19 protein-coding genes and 1 pseudogene are annotated in these 18,291 nt (G+C 48.5%); 7 read left to right on the forward strand and 13 right to left on the reverse strand.

Annotated elements, in window-relative coordinates; all coding sequences use genetic code 11:
* Positions 1-11: 11 nt before the first annotated feature.
* From BDI_RS19045 to BDI_RS19060, 5 genes are all read right to left on the reverse strand, one after another.
* Positions 12-749 carry a nucleotidyltransferase family protein gene (locus BDI_RS19045; RefSeq protein ID WP_005858756.1) on the reverse strand — a complete coding sequence of 246 codons (738 nt, stop codon included), beginning with the start codon at positions 747-749 and terminating at the stop codon, positions 12-14.
* Positions 746-2,176, reverse strand: a complete 1,431-nt coding sequence (locus BDI_RS19050; RefSeq protein ID WP_005868544.1) for a RapZ C-terminal domain-containing protein — start codon at positions 2,174-2,176, stop codon at positions 746-748. The genes BDI_RS19045 and BDI_RS19050 overlap by 4 nt, the downstream gene beginning before the upstream one ends.
* A 181-nt stretch (positions 2,177-2,357) precedes the next feature.
* Positions 2,358-3,692, reverse strand: coding sequence for an NADP-specific glutamate dehydrogenase (locus tag BDI_RS19055; RefSeq protein WP_005858752.1), 1,335 nt, complete (start codon positions 3,690-3,692; stop codon positions 2,358-2,360).
* 165 nt (positions 3,693-3,857) lie between these two features.
* Complete coding sequence (locus tag BDI_RS21430) at positions 3,858-4,040, reverse strand: hypothetical protein (protein ID WP_009017040.1); 183 nt, start codon at positions 4,038-4,040, stop codon at positions 3,858-3,860.
* Between the two features lie 13 nt (positions 4,041-4,053).
* On the reverse strand, positions 4,054-4,443 hold the full coding sequence (locus tag BDI_RS19060; RefSeq protein WP_012056180.1) for a DUF2007 domain-containing protein: 390 nt from the start codon (positions 4,441-4,443) through the stop codon (positions 4,054-4,056).
* Between the two features lie 87 nt (positions 4,444-4,530).
* On the opposite strand from BDI_RS19060, the gene BDI_RS19065 reads away from it, so the two are divergent.
* The gene (locus tag BDI_RS19065; RefSeq protein ID WP_012056181.1) at positions 4,531-5,463 is read left to right on the forward strand and encodes a tyrosine-type recombinase/integrase; all 933 of its coding nucleotides are present in this window, start codon (positions 4,531-4,533) and stop codon (positions 5,461-5,463) included.
* Between the two features lie 404 nt (positions 5,464-5,867).
* Here the strand turns inward: BDI_RS19065 and istB are convergent, their stop codons facing one another.
* Both istB and istA read right to left on the reverse strand, forming a co-directional pair.
* On the reverse strand, positions 5,868-6,623 hold the full coding sequence (gene istB, locus BDI_RS19070) for an IS21-like element helper ATPase IstB (RefSeq protein WP_011965959.1): 756 nt from the start codon (positions 6,621-6,623) through the stop codon (positions 5,868-5,870).
* A gap of 11 nt (positions 6,624-6,634) precedes the next feature.
* The gene (istA, locus tag BDI_RS19075) at positions 6,635-8,233 is read right to left on the reverse strand and encodes an IS21 family transposase (protein WP_011965960.1); all 1,599 of its coding nucleotides are present in this window, start codon (positions 8,231-8,233) and stop codon (positions 6,635-6,637) included.
* A gap of 303 nt (positions 8,234-8,536) precedes the next feature.
* Here istA and nusG point away from each other — a divergent pair, with 303 nt between their 5' ends.
* The 3 genes from nusG to BDI_RS19090 are packed head-to-tail and all read left to right on the forward strand — an operon-like array spanning position 8,537 to position 11,969.
* On the forward strand, positions 8,537-9,592 hold the full coding sequence (gene nusG / locus BDI_RS19080) for a transcription termination/antitermination protein NusG (RefSeq protein WP_012056182.1): 1,056 nt from the start codon (positions 8,537-8,539) through the stop codon (positions 9,590-9,592).
* 39 nt (positions 9,593-9,631) lie between these two features.
* The gene (locus BDI_RS19085) at positions 9,632-10,012 is read left to right on the forward strand and encodes a hypothetical protein (RefSeq protein WP_009276131.1); all 381 of its coding nucleotides are present in this window, start codon (positions 9,632-9,634) and stop codon (positions 10,010-10,012) included.
* A 16-nt stretch (positions 10,013-10,028) separates the two neighbouring features.
* Positions 10,029-11,969: a polysaccharide biosynthesis protein gene (locus tag BDI_RS19090; protein WP_012056183.1), complete on the forward strand. Its 1,941-nt coding sequence runs from the start codon at positions 10,029-10,031 to the stop codon at positions 11,967-11,969.
* On the opposite strand, the gene BDI_RS20895 is transcribed toward BDI_RS19090, so the two are convergent.
* The 6 genes from BDI_RS20895 to BDI_RS19115 form a co-directional block, all read right to left on the reverse strand.
* Positions 11,943-12,050, reverse strand: coding sequence for a smalltalk protein (locus BDI_RS20895; protein ID WP_022193190.1), 108 nt, complete (start codon positions 12,048-12,050; stop codon positions 11,943-11,945). The genes BDI_RS19090 and BDI_RS20895 overlap by 27 nt on opposite strands.
* A gap of 66 nt (positions 12,051-12,116) precedes the next feature.
* On the reverse strand, positions 12,117-12,608 hold the full coding sequence (locus BDI_RS19095) for a DsbA family protein (protein WP_012056184.1): 492 nt from the start codon (positions 12,606-12,608) through the stop codon (positions 12,117-12,119).
* A 120-nt stretch (positions 12,609-12,728) separates the two neighbouring features.
* The gene (locus BDI_RS19100) at positions 12,729-13,232 is read right to left on the reverse strand and encodes a D-Ala-D-Ala carboxypeptidase family metallohydrolase (protein ID WP_012056185.1); all 504 of its coding nucleotides are present in this window, start codon (positions 13,230-13,232) and stop codon (positions 12,729-12,731) included.
* 23 nt (positions 13,233-13,255) lie between these two features.
* Positions 13,256-13,450, reverse strand: coding sequence for a DUF4248 domain-containing protein (locus tag BDI_RS19105; protein ID WP_005868558.1), 195 nt, complete (start codon positions 13,448-13,450; stop codon positions 13,256-13,258).
* Between the two features lie 85 nt (positions 13,451-13,535).
* Positions 13,536-15,326, reverse strand: coding sequence for a DUF3987 domain-containing protein (locus tag BDI_RS19110; RefSeq protein ID WP_012056186.1), 1,791 nt, complete (start codon positions 15,324-15,326; stop codon positions 13,536-13,538).
* Positions 15,323-15,865 carry a BT4734/BF3469 family protein gene (locus BDI_RS19115; protein WP_012056187.1) on the reverse strand — a complete coding sequence of 181 codons (543 nt, stop codon included), beginning with the start codon at positions 15,863-15,865 and terminating at the stop codon, positions 15,323-15,325. Before BDI_RS19115 ends, BDI_RS19110 begins: the two co-directional genes overlap by 4 nt.
* 109 nt (positions 15,866-15,974) lie before the next feature.
* Here BDI_RS19115 and BDI_RS19120 point away from each other — a divergent pair, with 109 nt between their 5' ends.
* From BDI_RS19120 to BDI_RS19130, 3 genes and pseudogenes are all read left to right on the forward strand, one after another.
* The gene (locus tag BDI_RS19120; RefSeq protein WP_041525634.1) at positions 15,975-16,175 is read left to right on the forward strand and encodes a hypothetical protein; all 201 of its coding nucleotides are present in this window, start codon (positions 15,975-15,977) and stop codon (positions 16,173-16,175) included.
* A gap of 201 nt (positions 16,176-16,376) precedes the next feature.
* Positions 16,377-16,727 (forward strand): annotated as a pseudogene (locus tag BDI_RS20550) (PD-(D/E)XK nuclease domain-containing protein); the annotation flags it as partial.
* Between the two features lie 247 nt (positions 16,728-16,974).
* The gene (locus BDI_RS19130) at positions 16,975-18,288 is read left to right on the forward strand and encodes a UDP-glucose dehydrogenase family protein (protein ID WP_041525635.1); all 1,314 of its coding nucleotides are present in this window, start codon (positions 16,975-16,977) and stop codon (positions 18,286-18,288) included.
* The last annotated feature ends 3 nt before the right edge of the window (positions 18,289-18,291 follow it).

Here is an 18,291-nt window from a genome sequence, read left to right on the forward strand (position 1 = left end):
GAAATATTTTGTTAGATGTTTTGTCGTAGCCATTCCTCGGCGGCGGCCAAGGTTTCCGGCTTGCCGATATCCAATAGTTTTAGGTTATCCGCCATATAAGCCCTGATATCGGTTTTGGCGCAAATAGCCAGATAGAAGTTAATGATAGAGAACTTTCCGGTCCATTCTTCCATCAGCTCCAATATCTTGGGCGAGAGTACGTGGATTCCGCTAAAGGCGTACTCGTTGTGTTGATCCGGGTCAAAATAGGGATAGTAAGATTTTACCTCGCCGGTCTCATGATTACGCCAACCACACAGTCTATTCTCCTTATTAAATAATAGATAACGTGAGGTATTGCGCTGGCTGACGAGTAAGGTAGCCAACGGGTTCGTTTGTACATGGGTATCGTATAGTTTCTTGAGATCCACGTTCGATAAGATATCGACATTATGTATCAAGAAAGGCTCGTTCCCGCATAAAAGAGAAGTGGCCTTCTTGATTCCTCCTCCCGTATCCAGCAGATAATCGCTCTCGTCCGAAATTTCGATCCGGACACCGAAGTTGTTGTTCGCCTCCAGAAAATCCACGATCTGGTTGCCTAAATGGTGGATATTGATCACGATCTGGTCGAAACCGGAGGATTTCAGTTTCAGTATGACGTGTTCTAGCATCGGTTTGCCCCCGATAGGTATAAGCGCTTTTGGCGTGTGATCGGTTAACGGCTTCAGTCTGGAACCAGTACCGGCCGCAAAAATCATAGCTTTCATAATGTAGGGTTAAAGAGTTGTTCTATATTTTGTTCTCTATGTACTAAATGTACTTTTACTCCGAACTTGGTGTTAAGATGTTCCGCCAGATGCTGTGCGGAATAGACCGAACGATGCTGTCCTCCCGTACATCCGAAACAAATCATCAAATTGGTGAATCCACGATCCATATATCGTTTTACCGAGGCGTCTACGATATGGTAGACATGCTCAAGGAAGTTCGTGATCTCCCCGTCATCCTCCAAGAACTGGATCACTGGCTCATCCAAACCGGTGAAATGATTGTAACGCTCGTATTTACCGGGATTGTTTATCGCACGGCAATCGAATACGAATCCACCTCCGTTCCCGCTAGGGTCGTTCGGGATTCCTTTTTTATAGGCGAAACTCATGACCTTTACTTCCAGCATATGTTTCTGGATATCGTCCGTGAATTGTTTCAACCCGGTAAGCTCACGAAGGACGGAGCATAAATAGGGGTATTCCGGATAGTCATTCTTCAATAACTGCCGCAGGTTCTCGATGGCGAACGGGACGCTTTGGATGAAATGAGGCTTTTTCTCGAAATACCCCCGGAAACCATAAGCCCCCAATACCTGCAAGGTCCTAAACAGGACGAAATGGCGCAGCTGGCTATGGAAGTAAGCCTCGTCTACCGGGATATATTTACGTAGGGCCGTGATATAATCCGATAGTAATTCATTCCTCAGATCCTCCGGATATTTCGCTTTCGCCTGCCAAAGGAAGGAAGCCACGTCGTAATAAACCGGGCCTTTTCGTCCACCTTGAAAATCAATAAACCAAGGCTCTCCGTCCTTTACCATAACATTGCGTGACTGGAAATCACGGTATAGGAACGTGGCGGAGGAGCTGCGTAACAATACATCGCTCATCTTCAAGAAATCATCCTCCAGACGGTTTTCCTGAAACTCCATCCCGGTAGCCTTTAAGAAACAGTACTTGAAATAATTCAAGTCCCAAAGGATAGACCGTTGGTTGAACTCGGCTTGCGGATGGCAATACGAGAAATCGAAACCGTCGGACCCCAAGAACTGGATGTCGGGGAGTTTGGTGATCGTCTTGTGTAATAAACGGCGTTCCTCCTCGTCGAATACACTGCTTTTACGGCCTTTCTCGATGGCGTTGAAAAGAAGCGTATCTCCTAAATCCTCTTGGATATAAAATGAATGGTCGTCCGAGCTGGCATATACTTGCGGTACGGGTAAGCCCTTCCCCCGGAAATGTTTTGCCATGTAGATAAAAGCCTCGTTCTCCTCAATAGAAGTGCCACTAACTCCAATCAACGTCTCAGGACCTTTTATCCTGAAATACCGGCGGTTAGAGCCAGATGACGGTAACTCCGTTATTTCCTCTGCCGGTGATCCGGTATATGATTGGTATAGCTTCCTAAGTTCTTCTGTTATCATACTTATCAATTTACGGCACTAAGATACCGCTTTTTAATTGAAAATTAAGAATTGAAAATTGAAAATTGGGACTTCGTCGGAAATAAGAAAGGGGAATAGCCTCTCAAAGCCTATCCCCCTCGCTTATATGATCATCAATCGCTTCTCTCTAACTAATTCTCAATTCTCAATTTTCAATTACCTAGAGTATTCCTTGTGCCATCATAGCCTTGGCTACCTTCATGAAGCCGGCTACGTTTGCGCCTTTCACGTAGTTTACGTAACCATCCTCTTGCTTTCCGTATTTTACGCATTGCTCGTGGATGTTTTCCATGATGCTCTGAAGTTTCTGGTCTACTTCCTCGCTGCTCCAGCTTAACTTCTGTGCGTTCTGGGTCATCTCAAGACCGGAAACGGATACACCGCCAGCGTTAGCGGCCTTACCCGGAGCGTAAAGGATCTTGGCCTCAAGGAAGGCATCGATAGCTTCCGGCGTAGAAGGCATGTTAGCACCCTCGGATACGGCGAAGCAACCGTTAGCCAATAAAGTCTTGGCATCGTCGCCGTTCAACTCATTCTGGGTTGCGCTCGGCATAGCGATGTCACATTTCTCTCCCCAAGGACGAGCGCCTTGTACATATTTGCATCCGTATTGCTCTGCGTATTCACGGATACGGCCACGATACAAGTTCTTCAACTCCATGATATAATCCAGTTTCTCACGGTCGATACCATCCGGATCATATATATAACCGTCGGAATCAGACATCGTGACAACTTTCGCTCCAAGACTGATTAATTTCTCTACCGTATATTGAGCCACGTTTCCGGAACCTGATACACAAACTACCTTGTCTTTGATATCAATGTTGCGGGTTTTCAGCATCTGCAACAAGAAATATACGTTTCCGTAACCTGTAGCTTCCGGACGGATCAAGGAACCTCCGAACTCGATACCCTTACCCGTGAATGTGCCCGTATTCTCACGAGCCAATTTCTTGTACATTCCATACATATAAGCCACCTCACGTCCGCCTACACCGATATCGCCGGCGGGAACATCCGTGTCCGGACCGATATGGTGCCATAACTCAAGGATGAAGGCTTGGCAGAAACGCATGATCTCAGCGTTTGACTTTCCTCTCGGGCTAAAGTCGGAACCTCCTTTACCACCACCCATCGGCAATGTAGTCAGTGAATTTTTAAACGTTTGCTCAAAAGCCAAGAACTTAAGGATCGATTGGTTTACGGAAGCGTGGAAACGGATACCGCCTTTGTACGGGCCGATAGCGTTGTTGTGCTGGATACGGTAACCCATGTTCGTCTGGATTTGTCCCTTATCGTCCATCCAAGTTACACGGAAAGAGAAAATGCGATCGGGGATACAAAGGCGCTCGATCAAGTTGCTTTTCTCAAATTCCGGATGCTCGTTGTAAGCTTCCTCGATAGTCCCTAAAACCTCTGATACTGCTTGATGATATTCCGGTTCGTTCGGAAATCTTCTTTTCAAGTTGTCTAAAACTTCACTTGCCTTCATGACTGAATTTTATATTTAGAATGTTATACCATTTTGTTATCCGTACGCCGTTTGTTTAACGACGTGGCAAAGGTAAGCTAATTTTTGACACTAGCAAATAATTGAAAGATAAAATGCGTAAAAAATATCATTTAGATATATTATGTTTGAAAAAACGACGAAATGTTATTCGTTTCTATGTTTGAAATTCTTATAGATCGGAACGAACACAATGATAGCGGAGGCTACAAGGGCAAATATGACGTCGAAATTGATCGTTTCACTGTATACAAGCAGCATGTAGCATAAGACACCCCATAGTAAGGTGATACATACGGCTTGACTATTTGTTATCTTTCTGCGTGCCATTGATTACATTTGTTTAGTTTGAGGAAATAAGCGATCCGAAATAAATCACCAAAGCCAAAAAGACAGCTACGATGACGAATAGGATCATGATTTGTTTCTCTAAGGGATATTTTCGTAGAAAAGGGATATGACGTGCGAATCCGGCGACTTTCTCTACCGGTTCCGCTTGCTCGTCTTCCCGGGGCAGGTCGTAACCGCCTTCCTCCATGATCTTCATGGCCCGGGGAACATCGCTTTCCAGAATCTCCACCCGTGCACCGCCTACGTCTACGTAACCGGCCATGATCTGGCTGCTTAGCTCGTTACGGAGATAACATTCTATCCCTTCCGACCTCAACAGGGCCATCAGCGGTTGGGCATCCGCCGGATAGGTGAACCGGGCTATTTCTACGATCTTGTCCATGGTATTTATTTTTCTGCAAATGTAAGTAGACAATCACGAATTAACCGTGTTTTTTGTTGTAATTTACTTTTTTTATACGTGAATATTATGAAACAGTATGATTTAGCGGAGGGTATGCGGATGTATATAGCCCGATTGAGAGAGCAAGGGCGCTATTCGTCCGCCAAGAGTTATCAGGATGCCTTGAATTCATTCCTGCGTTTTTGTGGGCAGGAGATGATCCTTTATACCCGTATTGACCGGGAAATGCTTTTGAGATATCAAGATTATTTGCGGGACCGGGAATGCTCGTGGAATACGGTATCTACCTATATGCGTAGGATTCGCCGTGTGTATGGATTGGCGATGGAGAATGGGGAGGCTCCTTTTTCCCGTTATTTGTTCAAGGGGATTTTCCTGGGAGTGAAAAGCAAACAGAAGAAGGCGTTGCCTGCGGAGTCCTTGCGTTTGTTGATGACCGCTCCGCTGGCTGCTCCGGAGTTGCGCAAAACACAGCGGGCATTGTGTTTGATGTTCTTGTTTTGCGGTATGGCGTTTGTCGATTTCGCTCATTTGAAAAAGAGTGATATCCGGAATGGGGTCTTGAGGTATAATCGCCAGAAGACGGGTACGCCGATGTTGGTCGAGATACAGCCTGTGGCCAGGGAGTTGTTGGCTGCGCTGATGACCGACACGCTTCGCGATTCTCCTTATCTATTCACTTTCTTGAGCGGGACGAAAACGGGTGAAGAGGCCTTCCGGGAATATACCTCTGCCTTGGCTGATTTTAACAGGTCCCTGAAGGAGCTGGCAAATGCCTGTGGTGTGACGGAAATAGTTACCTCGTATTCGATCCGTCACTCTTTCGCTACGACCTTGAAGGAACAGGGTGTACCGATCGAGATGATCAGCGAATTGCTGGGACACCAATCGATCAAGACCACGCAAATCTATTTGAAAAGCTTCTCGTTGGATAGGATGTCTGCGGTGAACAAGGCTTGCTTCGAGAGTATATATAATGAGGTATCAAAGGTGGGGTAGGCGATAGGCTACTTGGGAAGTAGCGTAAAAAGTGAGAAAATCATTATTACCCTGCTGTAGAGACGGAGTGTGCTCCGTCTCCCACCGTCAGGTAGTAATTTAAAATACCTATTTGAGGGGATGAGACGGGGCACGCCCCGTCTCTACACGATAGTTCGTACGATTTTTGGGTGACGTGATGATGTAGGGAATATGAGGTCGTTTCGTCTCCATTGTCGTGTCCGTACACCACGCATAGAAACGAAAAATAGAGGAAAGACAAATTCGGAAAACAAACAAAGCCTACACAAAGCCTAAAAATTGTTTGTTATTCGGTGTAGATACTAATTGAAAAGTGCACCGTATTTTAATTGAAAAGAGCTCCATCCATACTTGTTACAAAATTACATATAAGTTTAAAATCTTCATTTATCTTGTCTCATTTTTTGTGTTTCTTTGAGCCTATAAGAGAGTCCGGTCATATTTACCAGATAGGCTTTATGTGTAAGCCTGTCGACCATTGCCGCTACAAGCACCTTGTCCTTTATGATTTCATTCCATCTGTTAAAAGCCAAATTAGTAGTAATGATTGTAGCTTTTTTCCCGGCCCTTAAGGACAAGTGGTTAAAAAGCAGTTCTCCTCCTTCCTTGTCACAACTGACATATCCGAATTCATCACAGATAACCAGATCGTATTTTTCAAACCGTAATTGCAACGCCCGCAGTGTCTTTGCGGATTTGGCTTCCCTTATCTGGGTAAGCAAGACAGGGACTGAAGTAAACAATACGGTAAAATCCTGCTGGCAGGCCTTTATTCCTAAAGCCGTAGCAATATGAGTCTTTCCCGTCCCCGGATTTCCATACAGGACTATGTTTCTTCCCTCCCTGATGAAGTCCAGTGTTTCCAATTCAGGCAATATTATCTGTGCCTCTTTGGGCATGTCTTCCATGACAAGTTCATGCAGATACTTCATTTGTGGGAATCCCGCAGATTTTATCCTTGATTTTCTTCTACATTCCCTTCTTCTGACACTTTCCTTTCCAAGCAATTCGGTCAAGAAATGCAAATGGCTCCAGTTTTCTCCGGCTGCCAATGAAAGGGTGTATTCCAGTTCCTCTTTGAAGGCCAGCAGCTTCAGTTCTGTCGCATAGTCATAAATGGTTTCTTTTTCTGATTTCATATATTATAAACTTAAATGGTTGGTATTATATCATGCGCTTCATTGTATCCTGTCATGAGTGCCGTAATGCCTTCAAGCATATCCACGGCTTCTCTTTCTATATTCTCTTGTTGTGCCGGAAGAACAGGCGACTCCATGGATTCTTCCATCTCTTCCTGTGCGTTGCCATGCAACATGGCCTTTACCTGTTCCGGAGATATCTTTCTGACACCACGTCCGGTCAGTTCCCTGCATGCCCTGATGATGTCTGTCCCGGAAAAACCATTTTCCCATGCATAGTCCAGCAGCAGGACGAATGCCCTGTTGTCATTCTTGAAATAGCTGTCATACAGTCTTTTCAGTTCTTCCGGTGCTCTTTGCCAGACCACAGAATGAGGTAATGCACCCGGTTTACGGGAAAGTGTACGCAAGTAGTGCTCCAGCTTGATGCACCAGTCGCCACCACAATAACTGCGTTGGTGCGAGGCCACTTTCTCCTTCCCGTACAGGATGACGATTTTTTCACTGTAGACCTTGACATGTACTTTTTCTCCTACAAGGGAATCAGGTACGGAATAATGAACATTTTTCATGCTGACAGTCGACCACTTGTCCACGATGTACTCATTGACCTCAAAACAGCCAAGGTTGCCGGGAAAAGGCTTCAGCGATGACAAATCAGCCTCCAGACGCGATGATTTCTCCGCTGTTGAAAGACTGCCCTGCTCGTTGTTGACCTGCGTACACATTCGGTTCAAATGCTCCTGGGCGGAACGTATGTCATTGAAATGGTCAGTCAGGCAGAAAGCTTTCCTCCTGACATATTCCACGCTGCGTTCCACATGCCCTTTCTCCCATCCGGCCCGTACATTACAGAAACGGTACTCAAAACAATAGAAACCGGACATCTTCATCAGGGCTTCCGTAGGCTTCTTGTCACCACCGACAAAGCTCTTGACGGCTACACGCATATTGTCATAGACCATCATGGCGGGGACACCATGTATATCCCTGAAGAAGTTGCGGTGGGATTCCATGAAGGCAAGCGTATTCTGATGCCTGAAAAGGTAGGCGTATCTGCCATTGCTATGCCCGAAAGTGAATACGGCCAGATAAAACTTGGTCTTGACACCGTCAATAAAAAGAAGGACTTCACCCCAGTCAAACTCAACAATGCATCCCGGCTCATAGAACAACCGGATAAAGGCTTCGCTCTTTTTCTTCTCTTTGTATGACTCTATATTTTTTATATAACTGCACACTGTGGCATAACTGATGGTATATCCTTTGGATAACAGAAACTGGTGGATATCCTTCTTCAGCATGCGCTGCTTGCGAAGCCCCGTAGCTACCTTAACGGCATTCTTCTTCAGGCAAAACCCGATCTCGTCCTTAATCTCTTGTGTAAGGCGGCGAGGGCGGCGTTTGGAACTGTCATACTTGGGCTGGACGGTAAGCAAATCACTCAAAGCCTCTTCCGGATTATCAGTACGGATGGCTGATTCGTATTCTGAAAGAATATTGTCAACGGTATGACGGCTGACATGAAGTTCACGAGAGATACGCCGTTTGCTATAACCGCATACTCTATACATGTGTATTATTGATTGTCTTTCTACCATAGTCTTCATTTTACCTTTGTATTTGGATGATACAAAGGTCATTATACTTATCCTATGGCGGCGCACTTTTCAATTGGAATATTGGTGCACTTTTCAATTAGTATCTACATTGTTATTCGGTGTTTTTTATTAAATTTGCGGCGTGGAAGATTACGCTACTTCCCAAGTAGCCACTCTTTCACGTCCCGATAGAAGAGATATTGACATGGTTTATATTGCTTTTAAATTTTCGGGAATAGAAAAGAATTTTTGATTTAAGTGTTAGATTATCAGTGTGTTAATATGATGCTCTGATATGGCATTGAATTACCTATGGGTCATGATCTTCCTCCTTTACCATCGCGTGATGTCCACGCCGTAAGATGGTATGTGTTATCTCTTCCCGCTTGTCATAAAGGCCCTGCTAAGGGTTTGAAGAAGGAGTTGGATCGCAGAGTGCGTTTGGGTGAGCCTACGTTCGATTTCTTCGCCCCCTCTTTCGTGGAGATGCGCCGCCGTGAAGGGCATTTGGTGGAGACTCACCGTCCGTTGCTCTACAATTATGTGTTTATCCGCTCTTCTGTATATGAGATCTTCCGTTTGAAACGAGATTTTCCCTTGTATAATTTCCTGCCTAGCGTGGATGGCCGTGGCTCATATCCTTTTGTATCCGATCGTGAGATGGAAAACTTGCGTTGGGTGGCCCGTTCTTACTCGGATGAGCTTCCGGTGTATGTGCCGGAAGCGGGTTATTTGCGTAAAGGTGACCGGATACGCATCACGGATGGTCGTTTCAAAGGTGTTGAGGCAAGTGTAGTAATACAGCCCGGTGTTGGCGAGCGGGAGGTAATGGTATGCGTGGACAACTGGATGTGGGTTCCCCTGTTGCGTGTTCAGCCGGGCGAATATGAGGTGATCAGCTTGGCCGAGGAAGGCAAGCATGTATATACCCGTTTGGACAATTCCCGGATACAAAATGGTCTTCATGAGGCACTAGGGCGTCATTGGGGAAGTTGTGGCGTTACGGCTGCCGATCGTGAGCTGGCGGCCGAGACCTTGCGTACCTATGGGGAGTTGCAGTTGGATTCGGCCGTGATGCGTTGCAAGCTCTATTCCCTCTTGTTGCCTGCCTATACGATATTAGGGGACGAGGAGCGGCAAAAGTCGTTGATCGGAACGATCGTCTCGTTCTTATCCTTGATCCGTGCGGAGCAGTCGTTGGCATTATTACTACTTACGCTTTATGGCTGTACGGATAGCAGTATCTATTATTATCGTGCGCACGAGTTGATCGATCCGTGGAGCCGGGAATCCTCCCCGAAGAAGAGTAAATTATCTTTGATCCGTCGGTTGGCTGATTACGACCGGTGGCTGAAACATAATGAATAATTCAAAATTCATAATTTACAATTCATAATTCAAAAAGAAATGTCTTCCCTTCCCTCCGGTATTCGCTTGGTCGCATTGCTAAACGAACACCTGAACGAGATCATGGAGCGTGAGCGCATGAACCATACCTCGATCCACTTATATTGTACAGGACCTTATTGGGTGGCTTTCGAGCGTTCGGCCTACCAGCTGCATCGTGCGTTCCCGGATAGCGAGACCACACCGCTGCGCCTGTTCGCCTACCCGTTCCCAATCGTGATGGTCTCCGTTACGGATCGCTCGCTGCGTTCCTACGCCCGTAAACATATCTTGCGGTGGGACGAGACGGATTACGTGGTACTAACTGCTCCCGAATCCTCTTCGACCGACTACCGAAGATGGCATGCCGGTGAGGTGGAGGGCTTGCCCCAGCTGACATGAACCAAAAATTTTATTCATGATGAACCTTTTTTCTAAACTCTCAACGTGGTATTTCTCAAGGAAAGCGTTGCCGTATTGGAGCATTATCCTGTTGGATTGCTTGGTGATCCTGTTTTCAGGCTTGCTGGTATATGCCTTGAATAACGGGATCTTCGCCACGATGGGCATCTTTTGGCACCTGTCGCTCACGTGGGGTGTTTGCCTAGTGCCTTATCTGGTGGGCTTTAGGCTGTTCCGTACGTATTCGGGCATCATTCGTTACTCTTCCTTCGTGGATTTGCAACGGGTGGGCTTCGCCGTGCTGTTCGGTGTGGTTTGCGTGGTGACCTTCCAAGAGTTTACGGATTTTTCGCCTTACTTGGTGTATATCCGTAAACGAGACCTTGTGCTATCCTCCCTGCTGGCGATGAGCTTGATGTGGGCGATGCGTGTGTTCGTGAAGTATTTCTACGTGACAACCTTCCGTCAGTCGAAGGCTGAGCGTGCCTTTATCTTCGGCGTGAAGCAGGGCGGTATCAGTTTGGCGAAGAGCATCCAGAACCAAGATCCCGCACAGTACGTGCTGGCAGGCTTCGTCTCGGAGGCCGGGAACATGCAGAATCGTATATTGATGGGAGTGCGTGTGTACCCTTTCGATGAGGAGCTGATCGATGCGATGCGCCGGGAGCGGGCGACGATCCTTTTCGTCTCCCCCTTGAAGAGCGACTCCATCCGGGAACAGCCGGATATGGTGGCCCGTTTGGCGGAGGCGGGGATCAAGATCTACGTGACCCCGGCGGCGCAAGAATGGGATGGCAGGAGCGATTTGACGCATACACAACTCCGGAAGGTTGAGATCGAGGATCTGCTTCCCCGGGAAAAGATAGAGATAGACATGGAGGCGGTGGGCCGCTTGCTTCGTGGTCAACGCATCCTGATAACGGGAGCCGCCGGCAGCATCGGTGGCGAGATGGTGCGCCAGATCGCCTCGTTCACTCCGGATCGCTTGATCTTGGTAGATCAGGCGGAGACCCCCTTGCACGACATCCGCTTGATGATGGCGAGGGATTGGCGGGATATCAACGCCTATACCTTGGTGGCGGACATCGCTAACAAGTCTCGCATGGAGGAGATCTTCTCGGAGCATCGCCCCGCCTATGTATTCCATGCGGCGGCCTATAAGCACGTTCCGATGATGGAGGATAATCCTTGCGAGAGTGTGGGTAACAACGTGGACGGTACCCGTGTGATCGCCGACTTGGCCGTGAAGTATGGCACGAGGAAGTTCGTGATGATCTCCACGGACAAGGCGGTGAATCCTACGAATGTGATGGGTTGCTCGAAGCGCATCTGCGAGATTTACGTGCAGAGCCTCGACAAGGCGATCAAGGAGGGCCATGTGGAAGGCGTGACGCAGTTCGTTACGACCCGCTTCGGCAACGTGCTGGGTTCTAACGGCTCCGTGATCCCATTGTTCCGTGAACAGATTGCCAAGGGCGGTCCCGTGACAGTGACGCATCCGGATATCATCCGTTTCTTCATGCTGATCCCGGAGGCCTGCCGGTTGGTATTGGAGGCGGGTACGATGGGTAACGGTGGGGAGATCTTCGTCTTCGACATGGGCAAGCCCGTGCGTATCATCGACTTGGCGAAACGTATGATTCAGCTTTCGGGCGCCAAGAACGTAGAGGTCCGGTTTACGGGTCTTCGTGCCGGCGAGAAGCTGTACGAGGAGGTACTGAACGACGAGGAGATCACGCTGCCTACCTTCCATCCGAAGATCAAGATCGCCAAGGTACGGGAGTACGATTATGATACGGTTTGCCAAGATATAGATGAACTCGTCGGCCTAGGCCGCTCGAGGGACGATATGGCCATCGTGGGCAAGATGAAGGCGATCGTCCCCGAGTTTAAGAGCCGGCACTCCAAGTACGAGGTCTTGGATAAGGCGCTAGAAAGCGCAAGCACTGATGCCTAAGGCCCCGGCGATGGTGGTGGCTATGGCGATGACTACTTTGATGATTACGCTCCAAACGTTGGTTTTCTTCTTTTCACTCATTTAAATTTGTTTTATAAGGTTGATAATACGAAGTCTGTATCAATGAGCACGCCGAAACGTGCCCCATTATATCTCATCCGGGCTCTCGCTGTCCGAGGAGCCGTTCTTACCGGAGATATCCACCGTTGTCTTACCGGCCTTCTGGGCCTTGATGACGGCGGCTTGGGCGGCCCGGGTGGGGACGAGGTTGAACTTGAGGCCTTGGAAGATGACTTGAAGTTCCTCGCCGGGGACGAACTGGATGTTCACCCCCTTGATATAGTCGGAGGTGAACAGGTCGGCACTTGGCGCTCCCCCGGAATTGATCTGGAGGCGGAAGGCACCCAGATCGCCGAAATCCACCTGCTTGCCGGCTTTCAGAACTTCCAGCATACACTCGGTGGTGGCGATGAGCACGGCCGAAACGTCGGCTTGGTGCACCGTACATTTACTCGCTATCAGGGTAGATAGCTCTTTTAGGTTGAGCTCGCCGTTGGTTTGCGCCTTGGCGTAGGCTTTCTTGGGTTCCTCTTTTTTCAACGGGTTACCCATCATGGCAATGGAATAGTTTAATGACATAATCGTAAGATATTTTAAGTGATACATAAGGAACTTGGGGGATGATGAGTTGAGTCCTCACGCTTGATGACTTGGCTCTTCGTGCTCCTTGATTTAAGTCTTCGGTTTGAAAGACTTAAGTCAATTAGGCGACTTTTCTTTATCGATAACCTGACAGCGAAGATTGCCGGGTACGTAAGAGATATGGATCCATCGGGCGCCGGGCTCTAGGATGAGCTGAGTGAACTCGAGTCCGCACAGCTCGTGCGTCTCTTGTATCAGTCGGAACAAGAGGCGATGATCATCTGGAGAGCCGGCTATCAGGTCGGCGGCGCAACCGAGGAGGTGGTGACTGTGCTTGGCTCCCCCGATAAGGATGTTCAATTCGGGGCAGCGATAGCCGCTACTGATGACGATGGGTCTGCCCCAGACCCGCCGTAGCGGGTCTAGCAGCATTTCCACTAGGATCGTGACCATTTGCTGGGCCACCGGGGTGAGGCTGTTGTCGATCCCGTCTCGCCGGGCCGTGGCGGAGTCTTCAAACTCTTGATAATTAAAGTAGCGCATAGGAGACAAGGTTGATGTTTTTGTTTCTGTAGCAAAGATACGATAGGCGGAAAGCCCGGATATACCATTTGTTTCCACCTATTCGCTCTAGGAGAAGAATTTTAGGGTTCCCCTAAAAAATCATAGAATATCTGTACTTGCTTTGGCGTGATGGAGCGATCTTTCGAGTGATAACCATGACGGATAAGGGCCTCTTTCAGTCCTTTCACGTCACGGATATATCGGTTCAACTTATGCAAAGCGTTCGAAGGGGTGCCTGTCAGGCAATATTGACGGGCGAGATCTATTTTTTTCATCTGTGTTGAATTTTAAAATGACTATAGGAGGGTTTCAAGTTTCAAGGTTTCATGAACCCTCTTTCCTCACACACACGTACGTACATTATATGGGTTTCAAATAAATCCCTTTATGCTCGCCATGCAGGAGGGCTCCAGAGTCGCATAGTCGGCGTAGCCATGTCTTGGCGGTGTTCTTGGGGATGTTGGCATGCTCGGCGGTCTCCATCCATTGGACGGTGGTGAACTCGTCTGGCATGGAGCTGAGCAGACTGTCCTTTTCCGAGAGGCCTCGGCTGGTGATCTCGCCGGTAGGCAGGAATGAGAGGATATGGGTGGCGTGGAGGTAGAGCGGCTCTGCCATTGTCAGAAGGGCGGCGAAGTCATCGTCGGTGATATGGAGTTCCCAGCCTCCAATGATCTTGTCCTTTAGGTTGTCGCTGTTGATGCCTTGGGCCGGCAGCAGTAATTCCGGTTGTTCCAAGGCACGAAGCATGGCTACCACCTCCATGAAACGTACGAGGTTGATGGCGAGGCGTACCACGGAACTGTTCATCTCCTGCCCGTTGGATTGCCGGGCACGCAGGAAAAGACGTACGAAGCTGTCGTTGAAAGCGGCTTGTTGCTGCTCGTCGAGGCGCAAGGTAATGGTACCCCGGCACTTGAGCTGATCGATCGTGGCCTTCCACTCGTACCCCATCCGGTGGAATTCCTTCTCGGCGTCTACCTCGTCGACGGAGAATTGGTCGATCCATTCCCGGATCTGCGATTTGTAGTAGAAGACCTCACGGCTGAAGAGCCCGTTCTCGCCCGAGGGGATAAGCGGCGCTACCTGTCCGGGCGTACCCGAGAGCACCATCGAGAGGAAGGTGGAATCGCATTCCCGGTATTCGTTATCGGTCCGTCGGTTGAACGAGAGCCCGGCATGGTCGAAAGCGTTACGGAGCGTATCGCTCCAATGCCCGTAATCACCCCCGATAGCGGTGGTGATGGTATCCGCCTCGGTCTCGAAAATGATACCGGTGCCGTCCGAATCGATGATATTTTGCAAGATACCCGTCCCGGTGTTGTTGCCGGAGATGATAAACATACTGTTTTTAGGCATCTGGGGCATCTCCATCTTGGCTTTCTCCTTGCCTAAGGCATGATAGGCAGCCAAATCTTGGCGGTACTGTTTCATCGCTAGGTCCACTTGTTGGCGGATCTCCCGGTGGATAGGCTCGATAAACTTACGCAGCCACGCCATGATGCCCTTACCCGATGCGGGCGGAGCGATCACGAAGAGCTGGATACAGGGATAGATCCAATGCATCCCATAGAGGCAACGCACCGTCTTGCCCAAGGTGGCGCCTAGGGCGGTGAGAGCCGTGAGCAAAAGGATATCCCGCTGCTCGGCATTATCGGCGAAACCGAGGATGTCCCGTAGCAACGAGGGCCATGGATAGCCGGGTACCAGCCGTGGCAGGGAGGTGTAAGGCTCACTGCCGATGTGGAGTGGGGCGTCGTTTGCCTCGGTTTCCCGATCGCTGGTCTCGTGGGCTTGATCTACCGTATCGGCTATATTATATGTACTCACACGTGTGTGTGAGGAAAAGGGTTTCGTGAAACCTTGAAACTTGAAACCTATTTCCACGCCCGCCAGCTTGGCTAAGTGGAAAGCGGTGCCCAGATGGACATTCTGGTTTCCGGTGCGCAAGGCACTGGAGAAAAGCTTGTTGGCGTGTAGGGCGTTGAACTTGGGCGATGGCTCGCAGAGACTGATGAAGTCGCTACGTCCTGCCTCCCCGCAATCGGTGGCGATGGCGAAAGCCAATTGTACATACTCGGCGTAAGTGGGGGCGATATCGGCATGGGTCGCCCGTACCGCCTCGACTAGTTTGGAAAGATCGTTGTTCATGATATGAATATTTTAGCGTTAGAATCGTGAGACAAGAAACAGCAGCGGGCGATATCCTTGCCACAGGTATCCACCTCACCCTTGAAGGTGTCGGCATACAGGAGCTGTATGTAGCTCATGGCCCATCGAACGGTCTCGTCTCCGGGTATGAAAAGCTTCACTCCCAGTCCTCCGGGACTGACAAAGGCGAGGCGGGTCCCGAGATAGGGATCGGCGAAGAGGCGGTCCCGGAGTTGTTCCGCCTCCTCGAGAGAGGCGAGATGGTCGATATCGACCACTACCAACCCCGAGGCGGAGATGAGAGCGTCGCTCTTACGACGGGAAAAAACGCCGTGGGGCGTTACGAACGGCAGTTGTCGCTGTTTGAGTTGGCGGTATTCCGCTACCCTGCCTTCCCTGATGAAGGCGCGTAATTCGTTGGTAACCGTTTCGAGAGATTTATCCTCGGTGATCCATCGGTACACTTCCCGTAGTGTACAGTTCCCGGTCGGAAGCGTGTTGGTGATGGGAGGAAGAAAGTAAGACATTTGTTGGTCCATATCAATAGGATTTCAGATTAATTTTCTAAAGCTATTGCTAATAATTGACTCTACGTTTCAGCCTATAGGCTGAAATATCGGATGATTGTTTGATAAAAATTAGCACAGTATGAAGGAAAATTTAGATTTGAACCAGATTTTATTTGATGAGTTAGTGGAATTTCCACGTAAGCGGTTAGGAATCTCCATCCGTGAGTTTTGTGCGGAGGCCCACGTAGGCACCGCCACCTACAGCAAAGCGAAAAAAAAAGAGTATCAACCCCCAGAGCCTGACCCGCTTGGTACAAGAACTATGCGTAGAGATGGATGAACCGGAGTTCATGGGGTATGGGGCCGGGGCGCTCAAGGAGGTGTATAGGGCGATGAGGCGTGGAATGGGAAAAATAGAGGGTTGAAAGTTGATCGTTTAGGGAACGTTATATTTGTTTTGACGAACCAACGTTTGGAAAGTCTCATCAAACGGGCCTACGCCCAGACCAGCCAAAAGGTGGTTGTCTTGATCAACGAGTACGACGCTCTGCGTTTGTTGCAGACCTATCTTTTCCACCATCCTCTAATGTAACAATACGGATTATGAGGGCCATTACCAGTCCTTGCTTTATACGATTTTCAGCCTGCTAGGAATGTATGTGAACGTGGAAGTCCGTACCCCGAAAGGCCGTGTGGATATGGTGATACGCACACTGACAACGCTCTATGTCGTGGAGTTGAAGTTGAACAAGACTGCGGATATAGCTCTTGAGCAAATCAATTTGCGCAATTACCCGGAGCGCTTCGCTCTTTGTGGGTTGCCGATCGTAAAGGTTGGGATTAATTTTGATAGTGAGCGGCATACGTTGGGGGGGATTGGGTTATTGAATAAGGAATTGGAAGGAACGTTCTGTGAGATGTATAGGGCAATGAAGTAAAGTTGATATGTGCAGGAGACGGCAAGAGTATGTTTCTGGATATATAGAAGAACTGTAATCTAGATAAATTTAAACCACCGTATTTTGCCACACATTAATAGAAACCGGTAAGTCTCGATGCTTTCAACTGAATAGTTGGATGATAAGGTGCTTATTACTTATGCCTTAACTATAAAATCAAAAATCATAAATCAAAAAGATATGAATATCGCAATTGTTGGCACGGGCTATGTCGGCTTGGTGTCGGGCACCTGTTTTGCTGAAATGGGTGTGAACGTCACTTGTGTGGACGTGAATGAGCAGAAGATCCAATGCTTGCAAAATGGGGTAATGCCTATTTATGAGCCGGGACTGGAGGAATTGGTGAAACGAAATATGGAATATGGCCGTTTGCGTTTTACGGTAAATTTAAAGGAGGCGATGAAGGAGGTGGAGGTCGTCTTTTCTGCCGTGGGTACACCTCCGGATGAGGATGGATCCGCTGATTTAAAATATGTATTGGAGGTGGCTCGTAGTTTTGGTAAATATATCAATCGATATACGATATTAGTCACTAAATCGACCGTACCAGTAGGTACGGCACAAAAAGTAAAAGAGGCTATTCGGCAGGAGTTAGAGAAGCGGGGTGAGGATATACCGTTTGATGTGGCTTCCAATCCAGAGTTTCTGAAAGAGGGAGCAGCCATTAAAGACTTTATGAGTCCGGATCGTGTTGTGGTAGGTACAGAGAGTAAACGGGCTGAAGAAGTGATGACAAGATTATATCAGCCTTTCTTGATCAACAACTTCCGTGTCTTGTTCATGGATATTCCTTCCGCTGAAATGACGAAGTATGCGGCGAATGCGATGTTGGCTACTCGTATCTCTTTCATGAATGATATCGCTAATCTTTGTGAGTTGGTAGGGGCGAATGTAGATCACGTACGTAAGGGCATCGGCTCTGATGCCCGTATTGGAACCAAATTCTTGTATGCGGGTTGTGGTTATGGTGGATCTTGTTTTCCAAAAGATGTAAAGGCCTTGATCCATACGGCGATAGAGAAGGAGTTGCATCTGGAGGTGATTGAGGCGGTAGAGCGGGTGAATGAGAAGCAGAAATTTATTGTTTTCAGAAAGCTTGTCGACTTTCTGGGAGATGTGAAAGGTAAGACCATCGCTCTTTTAGGACTGGCGTTTAAGCCGGAGACCGATGATATGCGCGAGGCCCCGGCTTTGGTAGTGATCGAGCAACTGCTGGTGGCAGGTGCGCAGGTGAAAGTCTTTGACCCGGTAGCCATGTCGGAGTGCAAGCGCCGTATAGGCGACTCTGTTACCTATTGCGAGAACCTGTATGATTGCGTGGATGGGGCTGATGCCTTCGCTTTGATGACCGAATGGCGTCAATTCCGTTTGCCCTCTTGGAATGTAGTCAAGAATGTAATGCGTGGCAACGTGATCGTGGACGGCCGAAACATCTATAACCGTCAGGAATTGGAAAAGCTAGGGTTCGTGTATACCCGAATAGGGGAGAGGTGAAAA

The organism is Parabacteroides distasonis ATCC 8503 (genome assembly GCF_000012845.1).
Classification (GTDB): Bacteria; Bacteroidota; Bacteroidia; order Bacteroidales; family Tannerellaceae; genus Parabacteroides; species Parabacteroides distasonis.

Excerpts from the sequence above, each read along its gene's own strand:
- BDI_RS19130 (WP_041525635.1), top strand. The coding sequence starts at position 16,975 with ATGAATATCGCAATTGTTGGCACGGGCTATGTCGGCTTGGTGTCGGGC.
- BDI_RS19085 (WP_009276131.1), top strand. The coding sequence starts at position 9,632 with ATGTCTTCCCTTCCCTCCGGTATTCGCTTGGTCGCATTGCTAAACGAA.
- BDI_RS19050 (WP_005868544.1), bottom strand. The coding sequence starts at position 2,176 with ATGATAACAGAAGAACTTAGGAAGCTATACCAATCATATACCGGATCA.
- nusG (WP_012056182.1), top strand. The coding sequence starts at position 8,537 with ATGGGTCATGATCTTCCTCCTTTACCATCGCGTGATGTCCACGCCGTA.
- BDI_RS19055 (WP_005858752.1), bottom strand. The coding sequence starts at position 3,692 with ATGAAGGCAAGTGAAGTTTTAGACAACTTGAAAAGAAGATTTCCGAAC.
- BDI_RS19060 (WP_012056180.1), bottom strand. The coding sequence starts at position 4,443 with ATGGACAAGATCGTAGAAATAGCCCGGTTCACCTATCCGGCGGATGCC.
- BDI_RS19065 (WP_012056181.1), top strand. The coding sequence starts at position 4,531 with ATGAAACAGTATGATTTAGCGGAGGGTATGCGGATGTATATAGCCCGA.
- BDI_RS19095 (WP_012056184.1), bottom strand. The coding sequence starts at position 12,608 with ATGTCATTAAACTATTCCATTGCCATGATGGGTAACCCGTTGAAAAAA.
- BDI_RS19045 (WP_005858756.1), bottom strand. The coding sequence starts at position 749 with ATGAAAGCTATGATTTTTGCGGCCGGTACTGGTTCCAGACTGAAGCCG.
- BDI_RS19105 (WP_005868558.1), bottom strand. The coding sequence starts at position 13,450 with ATGAAAAAAATAGATCTCGCCCGTCAATATTGCCTGACAGGCACCCCT.
- BDI_RS19110 (WP_012056186.1), bottom strand. The coding sequence starts at position 15,326 with ATGAACAACGATCTTTCCAAACTAGTCGAGGCGGTACGGGCGACCCAT.
- istB (WP_011965959.1), bottom strand. The coding sequence starts at position 6,623 with ATGAAATCAGAAAAAGAAACCATTTATGACTATGCGACAGAACTGAAG.
- BDI_RS21430 (WP_009017040.1), bottom strand. The coding sequence starts at position 4,040 with ATGGCACGCAGAAAGATAACAAATAGTCAAGCCGTATGTATCACCTTA.
- BDI_RS19115 (WP_012056187.1), bottom strand. The coding sequence starts at position 15,865 with ATGGACCAACAAATGTCTTACTTTCTTCCTCCCATCACCAACACGCTT.
- BDI_RS20895 (WP_022193190.1), bottom strand. The coding sequence starts at position 12,050 with ATGAGTGAAAAGAAGAAAACCAACGTTTGGAGCGTAATCATCAAAGTA.
- BDI_RS19120 (WP_041525634.1), top strand. The coding sequence starts at position 15,975 with ATGAAGGAAAATTTAGATTTGAACCAGATTTTATTTGATGAGTTAGTG.
- BDI_RS19090 (WP_012056183.1), top strand. The coding sequence starts at position 10,029 with ATGATGAACCTTTTTTCTAAACTCTCAACGTGGTATTTCTCAAGGAAA.
- istA (WP_011965960.1), bottom strand. The coding sequence starts at position 8,233 with ATGAAGACTATGGTAGAAAGACAATCAATAATACACATGTATAGAGTA.